This is a genomic window from Siccirubricoccus deserti (assembly GCF_014283215.1).
In the GTDB taxonomy this organism is placed as follows: domain Bacteria; phylum Pseudomonadota; class Alphaproteobacteria; order Acetobacterales; family Acetobacteraceae; genus Siccirubricoccus; species Siccirubricoccus deserti.
Window position 1 is genome coordinate 1 of record NZ_JACOMF010000008.1, and the last position, 17,128, is coordinate 17,128.

At 70.1% G+C, this 17,128-nt stretch carries 10 protein-coding genes, 1 tRNA gene and 1 pseudogene; 4 read left to right on the forward strand and 8 right to left on the reverse strand.

Annotation, left to right across the window (positions count from 1 at the left end; all coding sequences use genetic code 11):
• Positions 1–156 precede the first annotated feature (156 nt).
• A pseudogene (locus H7965_RS08995) lies at positions 157–417 on the reverse strand (transposase); the annotation flags it as partial.
• Positions 418–602: 185 nt separating this feature from the next.
• Between H7965_RS08995 and H7965_RS31695 the strand changes: the two are divergent.
• The gene (locus H7965_RS31695) at positions 603–1,706 is read left to right on the forward strand and encodes a tyrosine-type recombinase/integrase (protein WP_186770244.1); all 1,104 of its coding nucleotides are present in this window, start codon (positions 603–605) and stop codon (positions 1,704–1,706) included.
• A gap of 20 nt (positions 1,707–1,726) precedes the next feature.
• Here H7965_RS31695 and H7965_RS09005 read toward each other — a convergent pair.
• The 5 genes from H7965_RS09005 to gyrA form a co-directional block, all read right to left on the reverse strand.
• Positions 1,727–1,802: transfer RNA gene (locus H7965_RS09005), tRNA-Lys, on the reverse strand.
• A 103-nt stretch (positions 1,803–1,905) separates the two neighbouring features.
• Positions 1,906–2,520 carry a peptidylprolyl isomerase gene (locus H7965_RS09010; RefSeq protein ID WP_186770245.1) on the reverse strand — a complete coding sequence of 205 codons (615 nt, stop codon included), beginning with the start codon at positions 2,518–2,520 and terminating at the stop codon, positions 1,906–1,908.
• Positions 2,521–2,544: 24 nt separating this feature from the next.
• Complete coding sequence (locus tag H7965_RS09015) at positions 2,545–3,036, reverse strand: peptidylprolyl isomerase (protein WP_222440537.1); 492 nt, start codon at positions 3,034–3,036, stop codon at positions 2,545–2,547.
• Positions 3,037–3,122: 86 nt separating this feature from the next.
• The gene (gene coaD / locus H7965_RS09020) at positions 3,123–3,635 is read right to left on the reverse strand and encodes a pantetheine-phosphate adenylyltransferase (RefSeq protein WP_186770247.1); all 513 of its coding nucleotides are present in this window, start codon (positions 3,633–3,635) and stop codon (positions 3,123–3,125) included.
• On the reverse strand, positions 3,628–6,453 hold the full coding sequence (gene gyrA, locus H7965_RS09025; protein ID WP_261394127.1) for a DNA gyrase subunit A: 2,826 nt from the start codon (positions 6,451–6,453) through the stop codon (positions 3,628–3,630). The genes coaD and gyrA overlap by 8 nt, the downstream gene beginning before the upstream one ends.
• 237 nt (positions 6,454–6,690) lie before the next feature.
• Between gyrA and H7965_RS09030 the strand changes: the two genes are divergently transcribed.
• Positions 6,691–7,923, forward strand: a complete 1,233-nt coding sequence (locus tag H7965_RS09030; protein ID WP_186770248.1) for an ABC transporter substrate-binding protein — start codon at positions 6,691–6,693, stop codon at positions 7,921–7,923.
• Between the two features lie 181 nt (positions 7,924–8,104).
• Here the strand turns inward: H7965_RS09030 and H7965_RS09035 are convergent, their stop codons facing one another.
• Together H7965_RS09035 and H7965_RS09040 are read right to left on the reverse strand one after the other, a co-directional pair.
• Positions 8,105–10,408, reverse strand: coding sequence for a DNA topoisomerase IV subunit A (locus H7965_RS09035; protein WP_186770249.1), 2,304 nt, complete (start codon positions 10,406–10,408; stop codon positions 8,105–8,107).
• Positions 10,409–10,626: 218 nt separating this feature from the next.
• Positions 10,627–12,531 (reverse strand): hypothetical protein, encoded by a 1,905-nt coding sequence (locus H7965_RS09040; RefSeq protein WP_186770250.1) that lies wholly within the window; start codon positions 12,529–12,531, stop codon positions 10,627–10,629.
• Positions 12,532–13,127: 596 nt separating this feature from the next.
• Between H7965_RS09040 and H7965_RS09045 the strand changes: the two genes are divergently transcribed.
• Positions 13,128–15,680, forward strand: coding sequence for a glycosyltransferase family 2 protein (locus tag H7965_RS09045; protein ID WP_186770251.1), 2,553 nt, complete (start codon positions 13,128–13,130; stop codon positions 15,678–15,680).
• Between the two features lie 72 nt (positions 15,681–15,752).
• Positions 15,753–17,099 carry a glycosyltransferase gene (locus H7965_RS09050; protein ID WP_186770252.1) on the forward strand — a complete coding sequence of 449 codons (1,347 nt, stop codon included), beginning with the start codon at positions 15,753–15,755 and terminating at the stop codon, positions 17,097–17,099.
• Positions 17,100–17,128 lie beyond the last annotated feature (29 nt).

Here is a 17,128-nt window from a genome sequence, read left to right on the forward strand (position 1 = left end):
CAACATGGCGGCGGCCGATGCGCTGACCCCGGAGAGAAGCAAGAGCTCCGCAGGCTCCTTCATCCCTCATCCACTCAGGCCAGGAGCAGCAAATGAGGAGTTGCGCCATGCGCCCCGAATAGAGAAGTAGTTTCCCTCCGGTGCGGGGCAGTGCCCCGCACCTTTCAGGATCTGCTTGTCGAGCGTCAGCTCCGCCACCGCCCGCTTCAGCCGCGCATTCTCTCGCTCAAGGTCCTTCAGCCGACGCGCCTGGTCCACCTTCAGGCCACCGTACTCAGATCGCCAGCGGTAGAACGTCGCCTCCGATACCTCGAGCCGGCGGCAGATCTCCCCCACCGTCCGACCCTGCGCAAACTCCACCTCAGCCTGCCGCAGCAGCCCGATGATCTGCTCCGCCGTGTGACGCTTCCTTGGCATCACTGCCCCCTTCCAAGGAGGCCAACTCTCTCATCACAGATGGATCCCAGGCAGGGGGGAAGGTCAGCCCCGGCGCTCGCCCCGATCCGGCCCAGCCCTGGTGTGATCCTCTACCTGCGCCGGGATCTGGACGCATGGCTTGACCGCCATTCGCCTGGAGGCGCAGCGTCCGCGGAGGCAAACCCGTGGCTGAACCCGTGACGACGATCCGGCTCAAGCACATCCAGCGGTTCCGTGACCGCCACGGGCACCAGAGGCACTACCTACGGCTGCCCGGCCGCCCCAAGGTGCCGCTGCCCGGTGTCCCGGGCTCGGCCGAATTCATGGCCGCCTATCAGGCAGGTATCACCCTGCCAGCACCGGATGTCCCGCCAGCCGTGCGGGAGCCTGCCGCTGGCACGCTGGACGCGCTGGCGGTCTCCTACTACCGGAGCGAGGCTTTCACCGCCCTGCGAGCCTCCACGCAGGCAAACCACCGCAGAATCGTGGAGCAGATGCGGGCAAAGCACGGCACCAAGCCGGTGCAGCTGCTAACGCCGGAGGCGGTGCAGTTGCTCTTGGCCGAGAAGGCCGGACGCCGCGTGGCAATGAACCACCGGCTGAAGCTACTGAAAGCCCTCATGGCCCGGGCTGTCGAGACGAAAACGATCGTTGCCGATCCGACGACCGGGTTGCGGCGGGTGAAGCACAAGGCCCGCGAATACACGACATGGAGCGAGGATGAGATCGCCGCATATGAGGCGCATTGGCCGAGCGGCACCCGGCAGCGTCTCGCCTTCGCGCTGCTGCTCTACACCGCCCAGCGGCGCAGCGACGTGGTGCGGATGGGCCGGCAGCATCTTCGCGGTGGCATGATCGAGGTTCGGCAAATCAAGACCGGCGCCGAGCTGCTGCTGCCCATCCATGCGGAGCTGGCGGCCGAGCTACGGCATGTGCCGGCCGGGCAGATGGTGTTTCTTATGACCAAAGAGCGTGGCGGGCAGTCGAAGCCGTTTACCTCGGATGGCTTCTACAACAGCTTCATCGGTTGGTGCCGCGAGGCCGGCATCCCTCCAGGTCGCTCGCCGCACGGCCTACGGAAGGCGTGCGCCCGCCGCCTAGCCGAGGCCGGAGCGACGGTCCACCAGATTGCTGCCGTCACAGGGCACCGGAAACTGGCCGAGATCGAACTCTACACGCGGGCGGCTGAACAGGCCCGCTTGGCAAAGGCTGGGATGGGCAAAATACGGAACGGGTCTGTCAACCCTCGCCCGGTCAAGCTGTCTACCCGGCGTAAGATCGGCGGATAACTGCGATTTTTCCCGTGATGTGGTGAGCCGGGTGGGACTCGAACCCACGGCCACGAGATTAAAAGTCCCGTGCTCTACCAGCTGAGCTACCGGCTCACGCGTCGCGGGGGGCGCCCGTACGGGCACGCATCCCCGCTGTCAAGTCAGGCGCGGGCCCTAGCAGGCGCCCGCGCCGGCATCATCCTTTCCGCGACCGGGCTCAGCCCGCCGGCGCATCCGCCGCGACGCGGGCCTTCACCAGCCGGTCCGGGCCCTGGACGATACCGTTGCCACCGGTGCCGCGCTTGATCTTGTCCACCGCTTCCATCCCGCCGACGACCCGCCCCCAGATGGTGTACTGGCCGTCGAGGCTCGGCGCCGGCGCGAACATGATGAAGAACTGGCTGTTGGCGCTGTCCGGGTTGGCGGTGCGCGCCATGCCGCAGGTGCCGCGGACGAAGCGCGCCTTGCCGGGTGGCGAGAATTCGGCCGGCAGGTCGTCGTAGCCGGCATCGCGGGCGCCGCCGGTGCCGGTGCCGGTCGGGTCGCCGCCCTGCGCCATAAAGCCTTCGATCACCCTATGGAAGGGCGTGTTGTCATAGAAGCCGGCTCTCGCCAGCGTCTTGATGCGCTCGACATGCTTGGGCGCCAGCTCCGGCAGCAGCTCGATGGTCACCGCGCCGTCCTTCAGCTCCAGGATCAGCGTGTTCTCGAGCTTCGGGTCGGGCTCGGCGGGCGCGGCCGGCGAGTTGGATGGCACGGTCTCGGTCGACTCGGGCGCGGTGCCTTCGGTGACGATGATCTCGGTCGGGGGAGTGCCGGCTTCGTCGCTCATGGTCTGGATCCTTTATCGGTTTGGTCAGGCGGTGACGAGGCGGGCGCGGATCAGCCGGTCCGGCCCCTGCACCATGCCGCTGCCGCCTGCGCCGCGCTTGATCTTGTCCACCACATCCATGCCGGCGACGACCCGGCCCCAGATGGTGTACTGGCCGTCGAGGCTCGGCGCCGGCGCGAACATGATGAAGAACTGGCTGTTGGCGCTGTTCGGGTTCTGGCTGCGCGCCATGCCGCAGGTCCCGCGGATGAAGCGGTACTTGTTGGTGAACTCGGCCGGCAGGTCGGGGAAGCCGGCATCGCGGGCACCGCCGGTGCCGGTGCCGGTCGGGTCGCCGCCCTGCGCCATGAAGCCTTCGATCACCCGGTGGAACGGGGTGCCGTCGTAGAAGCCGCGGCCGACCAGGGCCTTGATCCGCTCCACATGCTTCGGCGCCACATCGGGCAGGAACTGGATGGTGACCTGGCCGTCCTTCAGCTCCAGCACCAGCCGTTCCTCGGCGGCACGGGCGCGCATCGGCAGCGCAGCCGTACCGGCGAGCGCGGCAAGCCCCGCGAGGTCGCGTCGTCGTATCATCCCCTACTCCTGATCCAGGTCGGCAGTCAGTCGGCGGCGGGCTGGCGCACCCGCGCCAGGGTCCGCTCATGCGTCAGCTTCGGCACGAAGCTGGCGATATCGCCCCCCAGCCGGGCGATCTCCTTGACGAAACGCGAGGAGATGAATTGGTTCGTCTCGCTGGCCATCAGGAACACCGTCTCGATCTTGGGATCGAGCCGGCGGTTCATCCCGGCCATCTGGAATTCATAGTCGAAGTCCGAGACGGCGCGCAGCCCGCGCACGATGACGCCGGCGCCGAGCTGCTGGGCGAAGCCGATCAGCAGCCCCTCAAAGGGCACCACCTCGATGACGGTGCCGGTGCGGGCGGCGATGGTATCGGTTTCCGCGCGCACCAGCTCCACCCGCTCCTCCAGCGGGAACAGCGGGCCCTTGCCGATGTTGATGGCGACGCCGACCACCAGCCGGTCGACGATGCGGGCGGCGCGGCCGATGATGTCCAGATGGCCATTGGTCACCGGGTCGAAGGTGCCGGGATAGAGGCCGATGCGCTCAGCCATCGGTGTCGATCCCTGGCCCGGCCTCGGCCGGCGGCTCGGTTGCCGCAAGCGCGCCAGTCTGCGCCGTGCCGGCTTCGGGGCCGGCCTCCCCCTGGTCGTCGACGACCGGGAAGCAAGATGTCACGCGTTCCCCCTCGTTCAGTCTGAGCAACATCACGCCCAGGCTGCGCCGGCGCGTCAAGCGCACCTGGTCGGCTGGCAGCCGGATCAGCCGGCCGGTGTCGGTCACCAGCATCACATCGTCGCCGGGGCGCACCGGGAAGGTGGCCACCACCTCGCGGCCGGTGCGGCGGCTGAACAGCATGCCTTCCAGCCCCTGCCCGCCGCGGCCGGTCAGCCGGTAGTCGTAGGCCAGGCTGCGCTTGCCGAAGCCGCCATCGGTGATGGCGAGGATGATCTCCTCCGCCTCCTCAAGCTCCCGCGCCCGCTCCGGCGTCAGGGTGATCTCGGCGATGTCCTCGGCCGCGCCGCCCTCCTCGGCCTCCTCGGCCGCGGCGGGCGCAGCCTCGGCCTCCTCATGGCCATTGTTGCGGCGGCGCTGGGCGGCGTTGCGGATAGCGGCCTCGCGCTCGGCCGGCGTCGCCTCCACATGGCGCAGCACCGACAGCGCGATCACCTCATCGCCCTTGCCGAGCCGGATGCCGCGCACGCCGTCCGAGCCGCGCCCGGCGAACACCCGCAGCACGTCATCGGAGGCCTGGAAGCGGATGGTGCGGCCCTTGCGGGTCGCCAGCAGCACGTCATCGCCCTCGCGGCAGGTCTGTACGCCGATCAGCGAATCGCCGTCATCCAGCTTCATCGCTATCAGCCCGGCGGAGCGGACATTGCGGAAGTCGGACAGCTTGTTCCGCCGCACATTGCCCGAAGCCGTGGCGAAGACCAGATGCAGCCCGTCCCACAGGCTCTCATCCTGCGGCAGCGGCAGCACGGCGGTGATCTGCTCGGCTTCCTGCAAGGCCAGCACCTGGCGCAGCGAGCGCCCCTTGCCCTGAGCGCCGCCTTCCGGCAGCTGCCAGACCTTCTCGCGGAAGGCGATGCCGCGGCTGGTGAAGAACAGCACCCATTGGTGGGTATGCGCGATGAAGCTGCGCATCACCACATCGTCCTGCCGCGTCGCCGCGGCGCTGCGGCCGCGGCCGCCGCGGTGCTGCGCCCGGAAGGTTTCCAGCGGCGTGCGCTTCACATAGCCGTCGCGGGTCAAGGTGACGATCATGTTGCCCGGCTCGATCAGGCTCTCGTCGTCGACATCGGCGATGCCGTCCATGATCTGCGTCATGCGCGGCGTGGCGATCTGCGCCCGCACCGCCCGCAGTTCCTCGGTCATCACCTCCATGCGGCGGGGGTGGCTGCCGAGGATGTCCAGCAGCTCGCGGATGCGGGCGCCGACCTCCTCCAGCTCGCCGGTGATCTTGTCGCGCTCCAGGCCGGTCAGGCGGTTCAGGGTCAGTGCCAGGATGCCGCGGGCCTGCGCCTCGGTCAGCCGCACCGTGCCTTCCGGCGTCACCACATTGCCGCTGTCGTCGATCAGCGCCAGCAGCACGCCGACATCGCCGGCCGGCCAGTCGCGCGCCATCAGCGCGGTGCGCGCCTCGGCCGGGTCGCGGCTGGCGCGGATCAGCCGGATGACCTCGTCGATATTGGCCACCGCGATGGCGAGGCCGATCAGCAGGTGCCCGCGTTCCCGCGCCTTGGCCAGCCTGAAGCGCGAGCGGCGGAGAATCACCTCCTCGCGGAAGGCGATGAAGGCCTTCAGCGCATCGATCAGCCCCATCTGCCGCGGCCGGCCATTGTCGAGGGCCAGGAAATTCACCGCGAAGGAGGTCTGCAGCTGGGTCATGCGGTAGAGCTGGTTCAGCACCACCTCCGCCGTCGCATCGCGCTTCAGCTCGATGACGATCCGCATGCCGTCGCGGTCGCTCTCGTCGCGCAGGTCGGAGATGCCCTCGATCGCCTTGGAGCGGACCAGCTCGGCGATCTTCTCAATCAGGCTGGCCTTGTTGACCTGGTAGGGGATCTCGGTGGCGATGATGGCCTGGCGGCCGCCGCGCATCTCCTCGATCTCGCATCTGGCGCGCAGCGGGATGGAGCCGCGGCCGGTCTCGAAGGCGGCGCGGATGCCGGCCCGGCCGAGGATCAGCCCGCCGGTCGGGAAATCCGGCGCCGGCATGATCTGCATAAGCTCGGCGAGCGGAGTGGCTGGCTCGGCGATGAGCTTCAGGGCAGCGTCGATCACCTCGCCCGGGTTGTGCGGCGGGATGTTGGTCGCCATGCCAACGGCGATGCCATTGGCGCCATTGACCAGCAGGTTCGGAAAGGCGGCCGGCAGTACCCGCGGCTCCTCGCCGGATTCATCGTAGTTCGGCTGGAAATCGACGGTGTCCTCGTCGATGCCTTCCAGCAGCGCCGCAGCGGCGCGAGCCATGCGCACCTCGGTGTAGCGCATGGCCGCCGGCGGATCGCCGTCCATGCTGCCGAAATTGCCCTGGCCGTCGATCAGCGGCACCCGCATGTTGAAGGGCTGCGCCATACGCACCATGGCATCATAGATCGAAGCGTCGCCATGCGGGTGGTATTTGCCCATGACGTCGCCAACCACGCGGGCCGATTTGCGGTGCGGCTTGTCGGCGGTGTAGCCGCTTTCCTGCATCGCAAAGAGGATGCGGCGGTGCACCGGCTTCAACCCGTCCCGCGCATCCGGCAGGGCGCGCGCAACGATCACGCTCATGGCATAGTCGAGGTAGGAGCGGCGCATCTCCTCCTCGAGCGCGACCGGGAGGCTCTCCTCCGGCCGGCTGCCGCCGTTCTCTGTCTCGCTCAAGCGCTGGATGCTCTCGTCTGCTGCGGATCGGGCTTCGGCCGGCGGCCATGACGGGACCCGCGCCCGGCTGGCGCGGGGGGTCCCGACCCATTGGAATCGTGGTCTTCATATAGGCTCTGCGGGCGAATTTTCCAAACCGGATCGCTCGACAAACCGCTACCGCGCCTGGCCTTCTCCCCCCTAGGCTGGCGACTTCGAAGACGGCGCAACGGCCGCAGAACGAACAGGGAGTCGAGCATGCCGCAACCCACCGCCACCCTCACCCGCCGGGCTGGACTCGGCCTTGCCGTGGGCGCCGCCATCGATCGTCAGGGGCACGCCCAGGCGCCGATCCTGCGCATCGGCGTGCTCTCCGACATGTCCGGCCCCTACCGCGACATCAGCGGGCCGAATTGCGTCGTCACCGCGCGCCAAGCGATCCAGGATTTCGGCAACCGGGGCTTCGCGGTGGAGCTCGTCCAGGCCGACCACCAGAACAAGGCCGATGTTGGGGTGAATATCGCCCGGCAATGGTTCGACCAGGGGGTGGACGCGGTATTGGAGGTGAACAACAGCGCTATCGCCCTGGCGATCAACACCCTGGCGCGGGAGAAGAACAAGGTCCACCTGAACAGCGGCGGGGCGTCGAGCGATCTCACCGGCCCCGGCTGCTCGCCCAATATGGTGCATTGGACCACGGACACCTGGGCGAATGCGCAGAGCACCGGCGGGGCGCTGGCCAAGGCCGGAGCGAAGCGCTGGTACTGCATCACCGCCGACTACGCCTTCGGCCACTCGGTCCAGCGCGAGGTGACGCGGGTGATACAGGCCAATGGCGGCCAGTTGGTCGGCAGCAGCGTCTACCCTTTCCCCCAGACCACCGACTACTCCTCCTTCCTGGTCACCGCGGCGTCCATGCGGCCGGACGTCATCGCCCTTTGCAACGCCGGCACCGACATGATCAACTGCGTGAAGCAGGGGCAGGAATTCGGCCTCGCCGGCCGCAACATCCGGGTCGCGGCGATGATCGGCTTCATCATGGACGTCCACACCCTGGGCCTGCCGACCGCGCAGGGGCTGATCCTGACCGAGAGCAGCTATTGGGACCTCAACGACCGGACCCGGGCGCTGACCGAGCGGCTGCGCGGCAAGATGGTCAACAACCACATGCCGAACAGCGTGCATTTCCAGGCCTATTCCTGCGCCCTGCATTACCTGAAGGCGGTGGAAGCGATCGGCCTACCGGCGGCCAAGGCCAGCGGCCTCGCCGCCGTCGAGGCGATGAAGCGCCTGCCGGCCGATGACGACGCCTTCGGCCCCGGCGCGGTCCGCGCCGATGGGCGGAAGATCCACCCGACCTACCTGTTCCAGGCCAAGGCCCCGGCCGAAAGCCGTGCCCCCTGGGACTATCTGAAGCTGATCGCCACCACCCCGGCGGAGCAGGCCTTCCGACCGGTCGCCGATGGTGGCTGCCCCTTCCTCCGGGGCTGAACGGCGAAACCGGGCCGCCGGCGCCTGTTACCGACGGCCCTGAAGGTTGTCACCTTCAGGCCCCCTCAGTCGCCGGGCGCAAACCTCCGGTTTGCTTGGCTTCGCGCCACCTGGCGCGGGCATTCGCGGCCTCGGACCGGCCAAGGAACCGGTCCGCTGCTATGACCCGGCGGCCCCTGCCCTATTCGAACCGGTTGCTCTTCGGGAAGCCGTGCGGCGGCGGCCTGCCGGCGCCGGCCCGGTTGCCACGCCAGGGCTGCAGATCGGTTTCCACCCGCATCCGCCCACCGCCGTTGCGCCAGCTCAGCCCCTCCTTCCGGGTGAACACCTTGGCGTCGGACAGCCCGCCATCCTTGTAGGATTGCAGCTGCACGCCGCGGCCGCGCGCCATCTGCGGCAACTGGTCCAGCGGGAAGAGCAGCAGCTTGCGGTTCTCACCGACCACCGCGACGGTGTCCCCCTCGGCCGGGATGCAGAGCAATGCCTCCCGGCCCGGCTCTGGCATCAGCACCTGCTTGCCGGTGCGCTTCTCCGCCAGCAGTTCCTCGCCGGCGACGAGGAAGCCGCGGCCGTCGGTGGTGGCGACCAGATAGCGCAGCCCCTCCGCATGGACATGCATGGAGAGCAGCGTGTCCTCATTGGTCAGGTCGAGCAGCAGCCGCACCGGCTGGCCGTCGCCGCGGCCGCGCGGGATGGCCTCGGCCTTCAGCGTATAGGCCTTGCCGTTGGTCGCGAAGAACACGATGCGGTCGGTGCTCTGGGCATGCGCCCAGGTGTGCAGCGAATCGCCTTCCTTGAACCGTAGCTCGGCATCCTCGGCGATGTGGCCCTTCTGCGCCCGGATCCAGCCCTTCTCCGAGAGGATGATGGTGATTGGCTCGCGCTCGACGAAGGCGTTCTCATCCACCGTGATGGCCGGCAGCGCGGCGCCGGTCTCGGTCCGTCGCTTACCCAGCGCGCCATCGCCGAACTTCACCCGCGTCGCCTCGATCTCGGCGCCGATCGCCTCCCAGCGCTTCGGCTCGGATTTCATCAGCCCCTGCAGGCCCTTCTGCTCCGCCGAGAGCTTCCTGTGCTCCTTGCGGATCTCCATCTCTTCCAGCTTGCGCAGGGCGCGCAGCCGCATGTCGAGAATGGCGTTGGCCTGCAGCTCGGTCAGTTCGAAGGTCGCCATCAGCGCCTCCTTCGGTTTGTCCTCCTCGCGGACGATGCGGATCACCTCGTCGAGGTTCAGGTAGACGATCAGGTAGCCGTCGAGGATTTCCAGCCGGCGGGCGATCGCCGCCAGCCGGTGCTCGGTGCGCCGCACCAGCACCACATGGCGATGCTCCACCCAGCTCCAGACCACCTCGGGCAGGCCCATCACCCGCGGCGTGCGCTCGGCGTCCAGCGCATTCATGTTGAGCGGCAGCCGTGTCTCCAGATCGGTGGCGCGGAACAGCGTCTCCATCAGCATGGCCGGATCGACCGCGCGACTCTTCGGCTCCAGCACCAGCCGCACGATGTCGGTGCTCTCGTCGCGGATATCGCCGAGGAGCGGCAGCTTCTTCTCCTCCAGCAGGGCGGCGATCTGCTCGATCAGCTTGGCCTTGGCGACCTGGTAAGGGATCTCGCTGACGATGATCTGCCAGGTGCCGTTCTTCGCCGGCACCTTCTCCCACTTCGCCCGCACCCGGAAGCCGCCGCGGCCGATGCGATAGGCCTCGCGCATCGCCGCCGCCGGCTCCACCAGCACGCCCCCGGTCGGGAAATCCGGCCCCTTCACCTCGGCCAGCATCGGCGCGAGGGAGGCATCGAGGAACTCCGCGCGGGCGCTGCCGGGCGCCCCGAGCGCGACCTCGGCCAGGGTGAGCTTGCGGTCGCGGAAGACCTGCAGCTGCGTCAGCGCCGCGCCGCAGAGCTCGCCGGCGTTGTGCGGCGGGATACTGGTCGCCATGCCCACGGCGATGCCGTTGGCGCCATTCGCCAGCAGGTTCGGGAAGGCGGCAGGCAGCACCATCGGCTCCTGCTCCTCGCCGTCATAGGTGGCGCGGAAATCGACGGTGTTCTCGTCGATGGCCTGGAGCATCGCCTGGGCGACCTCGGTCAACCGCGCCTCGGTGTAACGCATGGCCGCGGCGTTATCGCCGTCGATATTGCCGAAATTGCCCTGGCCCTCGACCAGCGGGTAGCGGGCGGCGAAATCCTGCGCCAGCCGCACCATGGCGTCGTAGATCGCGGCATCGCCATGCGGGTGGTATTTGCCCATCACGTCGCCGACGATGCGGGCGCATTTCTTGAAGCCGGCGGCGGGGTCCAGCTTCAGCTGATGCATCGCCCAAAGCAGCCGCCGATGCACCGGCTTCAACCCATCCCGCACATCCGGCAGGGAGCGCGCCATGATGGTGGACATGGCATAGGCCAGGTAGCGTTCGGACAGCGCATCGGCGAGCAGCGTGTCGCGGGTGCCGCCGGCGTCGGGCAGCGCCTTGGTGTCGTCGGGCATGGGGCTCCGGTATTCGCGCTTCGTTCTCATCGGCGGTGTAGCGGATTGGCCGCCCCGATGCCAGCCTCAGCCCGCAACCGCAGCGACGCCGAGGGCCTAGCCCCCGGGCCGGGCCTGCGCGGCCATGGCCGCCGCCGGCCGTGCGATCCGCTGCGCCGGGCGCATCCAGTGCCGCGTCACCTTGTATTCGGCCAGGCTATGCAGCGCGACCTGCCGGGTCACTGCCAGATGGTCGTGAACCAGGATGCCCGCCGGCAGCTTCGCCTCGGGCTGCGCCGCCAGATGCATCGCCAGGGCGCGGGTGAGCAGCCCGGCCCGGTCCGCAGCCAGACCGAATCGGCATCGCCGCGGTTCACCCCCTCCACCGCCAGCCGCAGCGCCAGCGCCACCACCGGATGCCCCGGCGCGGCACCGATCAGGTTGTTGCCGATGGAGCCGAGATCCTCCTGGTACAGCACCAGCGTCGTCCCCGGCGGCGCCAGGGGCGCGAGGCTGCCGAACAGCCGGTCATCGGCATCGGCCCACCAGCCGCCCTCGGTCGCCAGCACCGCCAGGCGCAGCAGGTCGGACCGCTGGGTGGCATCGCGCAGCCGCCGCCAGGCCACCACCACCGGCACCGGCTGCGTCGCCCGCAGCCAGCCCAGCGCCGCCGCATCGTCGAAGCGGGTGATGGTGAAGCCGGGGCAGCGCTCCGCCCAGCTCGCCATCAGCGCGGCGACATCATCCGGCAGCACCGCGCCGTCCCTGTACTGCGCCAGCCACGGCGGGATCGGCGGCGCGGCGGCCGGGCCGCCGGCCGGGGTGAAGCCGCCGGACTGGTGCAACGCGATCATCAGCGCATAGGCGCTGCCGAAGTGATCCGGCATCTCCCGCACCAGCCCGAGCAGCGGGGCGATCCGCGCCGCCGCCGGCTGTGCGGCCAGGGCGGCAAGCCGCGCCAGCAGCTCCGGCTCCAGCGCCAGGTCATCCAGCAGCTGGCCGTGGAAGGTCTGCAAGACCCTCGCCACCCGCCCCTGCAACCGCGCCGCCGCCGCATCCAGCCGGACCTGCGCCGCCAGCTCCGCCCGCGTCCCCGCCAGGTCGAAGCGGGCCAGCCGCACCATGGCCAGCCGGGCACGCGGCCAGGGATCGTCCGGCGCCAGGGCGGACGCGCGGGCGAGATGCGCCTCGGCCGCCGCCAGATCCCAGTGATCGGCGGCGACCAGACCGTGTAGATGCTCGATCCGGGCCCGCCCGGCGAGGCTGGTTGCCGGCGGTCGTGCCGCCAGCAGCGTGGCGACCGCGGCCGGGTCGCCCGATTGGTGCTCCAGAACCACCCGCTCGAACCAGGGGGCGAAGCGGTCGGCGGGCATGCCGCGGGCGAGCGCCAGCGCCTCGGTGACGGCGCCGCTGCGACGCAGCAGCTCCAGTCGCTTGGCCGGCAGTGCCGGCACCGCCGGCAGCGTCCGGCTGCCCTCCTCCAGCAGCGCCAGCGCCGCCGGCATCCTGCCCTGCTCGGCGAGGATCTCGGCCGCGCCGAGGTAGCACCAGGGGCCGGGCCGGCCGGTGGCAATCCCGGCCTCGAAGCTGGCCAGCGCGGCAACATGGTCGCCGGCCATACGATGATGGGCGGCGGTATGCTCCAGCGCCGGGGCATGCGCCGGGTCGATCTCCAGCGCTCGCTGCAGCAGCGCCAGCGCCTGCGCCGGGGCATTCAGCGCGCGTTCCTCAACCGCCGCCTCGAATCGCGTCACCGCTTCGGCCGCCCGACCGCCGCGGCGCAGCAGGTGGCCGAGGGCCATCCGGGCGGTGACATTCTGCGGGCAGAGCGCCAGCACGCCGCGCCAGGCCAGCTCGGCCTCCTCCGGCGGCGCGGTCCGCGCCAAGGCCTCGGCGGTGGCGACCAGCGCGGCCGGGTCCGGGTCGCCTGGCGGCGCCTCCGCCAGCCTGCCGAGCCCGACCAGTGCCTTCGATTCGCCCGGGGTGTCGCGCAGCAGCAGGCGGTACAGCGCCACCGCTTCCGCCTGGCAGCCGAGGCGGTGCAGCGCCCCGGCGAGGGCCAGCCGCCCGGTCACGCTGGCCAGCGCCGCCGCCAGGTGGTCGGCCAGGGTCCCGCCGTCCTGCCCCTCCGCCAAGGGGACCACGGTATAAGCCGCCGGTTGAAGGTCATGGGCGTAACATACCATCGCCGCGCGGCGGCGCATCCATGGAGGCGACCCATCGGGGTGCTTCGCCACAGGCGCTTCATGGACCGGCAACCTATGCGGGCTAGAGCCGGCCGGGTTCAGGTCGCGCCGCCCGAAGCGCCGCCAAGATGCGCCTGATACCGGTGGCCAGCTGGTGGGATCGCCGGGAAAGAACCAGCAGGCAGGCATGCGGTACGGGGTCGCGTATGACAGAAATGAATCTCGGCCCGTCAATAAACCGGAACAGTCGGCGTCCTATGCGACAGAATATCCCCTGCGCCTGGTCGGCGAAAAATCCATCGCTGCGTGACCTGGCGCCCGACATGCTTATTCGCCTGAAGGGCGCTGTGCGCTTGACACAATATGACCCCTGCGCGAGTTTGCCGTGGCAGGCGGGGGCGAGCGAATCCGTAGCAGAACAGAGGCGACTCCCGTCACCGGCACTGCCGCGCCGCAGCGTTCTTTGCCCCAACCGGAAGCATGTCCGGCGCCACCTCCAGGCCCAGCCATAGCACCTGTCGTCACGACCCCGCCGCCCGCGGAGACCAATACGCATGACCGATGCCGCCGCCACGGATACCGCCCCTCGCCCTGCCTCGGCCGCGCCGCCCCCACCTGAAGCCGCATTCGAGCGGCTGGAGATCGGCGACCGCTTCCTGCTGCTGTCCGGCTGGGTCACCGCCCCGGCGCCGCACCGGCTGATCCTGGGCGATGCGGCCGAGATACCGCTCAACGGCACCTTCCCCCGGCCCGACCCGGCATCGGACGCGGCCGAGGAAACGCAGGGCTTCGTTATCGACCTGCCGCGCCCGGCCGGGCCGCTGGAGGCGATGACCATCGGCCTGCGGAGCCTGGCCCGTGGCCTGATCACCGTGCCGCTCGGCGGGCTGCCCAGCCGCGCGTTCCAGCCGCGCGGCCATCTTGATCATGTCTCGCCCGACCGTCTTGCCGGCTGGATCTTCAACCCGGCCCTGTGGCACGGCCCGGCCGATCAGGCGGCGATCGAGCTGCTGATCGACGGCCAGCACCGGGTGCCGCTGTCGCTAAACTGCCAGCGCCCGGACCTGCCCGTCTCGGCCGCCCAGGCGGGGCGGCTGCTCGGCTTCGAGCTCGGGCTGCGCGAGGTGGCCGAGCTGATGGCGCAGGCCCAGGTGCGGCGCGAGCTGCTCGGCGGCGAGCACGACTACGCGCTGCTGACCGGCGGCATCCAGGTCGGCGGCCTGCGCCGCGGCCGCGGCCGGGTGATCCTGCGCAGCCAGCGGGCGGGGACCGCGGCCCCCGCCGCGCCCAAGCCGTCGCCCGCCGCACCAGCCCCGAGCCCTACCGAGCCCGCCGGCTACATCGACTACTACGGCCATATCCCGGCGCTCGGCGGCTGGATCTTCGGCGGCTGGGTGCGTGGTGAGCTGCTGGCGGAGGTCACCGAATGCCCGGCGACCGCGAGCTTCGAGGCCGGCGCCCTGACGGCCCAGGCGATGACCGGCCGCCACCCGCGCCAGGACATCGCCGGCCTTGGCCAGGGTTTCGTCGCCTTCCTGCCGGGCGACCCGGTGCCGGCGGCCGAGGATGCGACGCTAGGCGCGCTGAAGGGCCTGACCTTCGAGATCGGCGGGGCCCGCCAGCTCAGCCCCTCGCTGGGCGCGATCCTGCCGGAGCCGACCGAGCTCATCGGCATGGTCCGCGCCCTGCTCGCCACCGCCGAGGGCGGGCTGGCGAAGCCGACGCCGCTGCACAGGCTGCTCTCCCGCCCGGTGTTCGATGGCGTCGAGACAGTGTCGCGGCTCTCCACGCCGGTGCATCTCGAAATCGACACGCTGCTCTTCGCGCCGGACCGAGGCCTGGCGATGATCGGCTGGTTTCTCGACCCAACGCGGTCGGTGAAGAGCATCCGGGCGCGGGTCGGCGGCAGGCTCTCGGTGCCGCTGACGACGCGCTGGATCGCCACCGAACGGGCCGATATCCGCGACGCCTTCGCCGGGCGCTACGCCCTGGACCATGCCCGCTGGGGCTTCGTCACCTTCGTCGAGGCGCCGACCGCGGAACTGCGCAACGCCCATCTGGAGATCGAGCTGCAGGATGGCGCGATCGCCTTCTACCCACTGCCGCCGCCAGCCGAGGGCGGGGTCGCCGCGATCCGCCGGCTGCTGAACGGCCTCGACCTCGCAGCCGATGAGGTGGTGGCGCTGTGCTCCAGGGTGCTGGGCCCGCCGACGGTCGCGCTGAACCGTGCCCGCCTTGCCGCCGCCGGCACCCCGACCGAGGTGATGGTGGGCGAGCCGCCGGAGCGGCCGCGCTGCTCGGTCATCATCCCGCTCTACGGCCGCATCGACTACCTGATGTACCAATGCGCGCTGTTCTCCGAATACGGGCTGCCGGCGGATGAACTGATCTATGTGCTCGACGACCCGCCGAAGCGGGCCGAGCTGATCGCCCTGGCGCGCTCCGCCTACCGTCGCTTCGGCATTCCGCTTCGGCTGGTGCTGCTGCCGCAGAACCTCGGCTACGCCCCGGCCAACAACGCCGGGCTGGCGGTGGCGCGGGGCGAGTTCATCTGCTTCCTGAACTCCGACGTCATGCCGCGCGACGGGCAGTGGCTGGACCGGCTGACCGGGGCGCTGCGCGACGACCCGACGCTCGGCGTCACCGGCGGGCTGCTGCTGTTCGAGGACGGCACGGTGCAGCACGACGGCATGGCCTTCGAGCGACTGCCGCAGCTCGGCAACTGGCCCTTTCCGATGCATCCTGGCAAGGGCCGCATCCGTGGCCCGGCGCGCGGCCTGCACCGCGAGCCGGCGATCACCGGCGCCTGCATGGTGCTGCGGCGCGATCTGGCGCAGCGGCTCGGCGGCTTCGACACCGACTACGTGATCGGCGATTTCGAGGATGCCGACCTCTGCTTCCGGATCCGCGCCGAAGGGCTCGACTGCGCCGTCGACGACGCCGCGGTGCTGTGGCACCTGGAACGCCAGTCGCAGGGGCTGCCGGGAAATTCCTGGCGATTCAACCTGACCCTGGTGAATGCCTGGACCTTCGCCGAACGCTGGAGCGGGATGATCCCCGGCGCAACGCCGGCCGGCGGCGATCCCGCGGTGCTGCGGCTGTCCTGACCTCCCTGCCGGCCGAACGTCTTCCGAACCGATGGTGATCCCGATGCAGCGCCCGACCTGCGGAGCCCCGGCGTGAGCCGCCCCGCCACCCGCACCCGCACCCTGTCCCGCCCCGCCGCGCCCGAGCCGGAGGCCCCTGCCCGGCCGCCCATGCGGGTGCTGGTGATGTCGCACATGGACCCGCGGGTCTCCCGCGGCGGGGCGGAGATCGCCGCCTTCCAGCTCTATACGAAGTTGAAGGCGGACCCGGGGGTGAAGGCCTGGTTCCTCGCGGCCGCCCCCGGCCGGATCAACGAGCGGCTCGGGGTCCGGCTGACCCAGCCCTTCGGGCCGGATGAATACGTCTATGTCGGGCATGGCTTCGACCATGCCATCCACGCCAACTCCGACCCGGAGTTCCCGCCCGAGTTCATCCGCCTGTTGCAGGAGTTGCAGCCGGATGTGGTGCACCTGCACCACTACACCAACTTCGGCGTGGAGGTGCTGCTGCAGATCCGGCGGGCGGTGCCGGCGGCGCGCATCATCCTGACGCTGCATGAGTACCTCGCCATCTGCAACCACTTTGGCCAGATGGTGAAGCGGCCGGGCTTCGGCCTGTGCGAGAAATCCAGCCCGCGCGACTGCGCCCGCTGCTTCCCCGAAAAGTCCGAGCCGGATTTCTTCCTGCGCGAGCTGTTCATCAAGCGCTTCCTCCGCCTGGTCGACCGCTTCATCTCGCCGAGCCGGTTCCTCGCCGACCGCTACATCGCCTGGGGCATCGAGCCGGCGCGGATGACGGTGATCGAGAACGGCATGCCGGAACGCCCGGGTCATGCTGCGCCGCTGCCCTACCCGCCGGTGGAGGATGGCGTGGTATTCGGCTTCTTCGGCCAGATCTCGGCGCTGAAGGGCATCAACGTGTTGCTTGAGGCGGCGGCACTGCTCGACAAGGCAGGCGTCGACCGGGTCCGCATCGACGTGAACGGCGACTATTCCGGCCAGCCGGAGCCGTCCCGGCAGGATTTCGAGAGGCGGCTGGCCGGCGCCCCGGGGAATTTCCGCTATCGCGGCGCCTATGAGAACAACCGCGTCGACAGCCTGATGCAGCAGGTGCATGCGGTGCTGGTGCCGTCGGTCTGGTGGGAGAATTCGCCGCTGGTGATCCAGGAGGCGCTGCTGAACCGCCGGCCGGTGATCTGCTCCGACATCGGCGGCATGGCCGAGAAGGTGCGCGACGGTATCGACGGTTTCCATTTCCAGGCCGGCAGCGCCTGGTCGCTGGCCAATCTGCTGCGTGGCCTGGCCGCCGACCCGCAGCGGCTGCTGGCGGTGCAGCGCAGCCTCGCCATGCCGCCGACGCTGAGCGAAACCGCCGCGGCGGTGCAGGCGGTCTATGCCGAGCTGATGGCGGCGCCGGCGCCCGGCGTGGCGGCGGAATAGCCTTGCCGCGGCGGGGCCAGTGGCCCCGC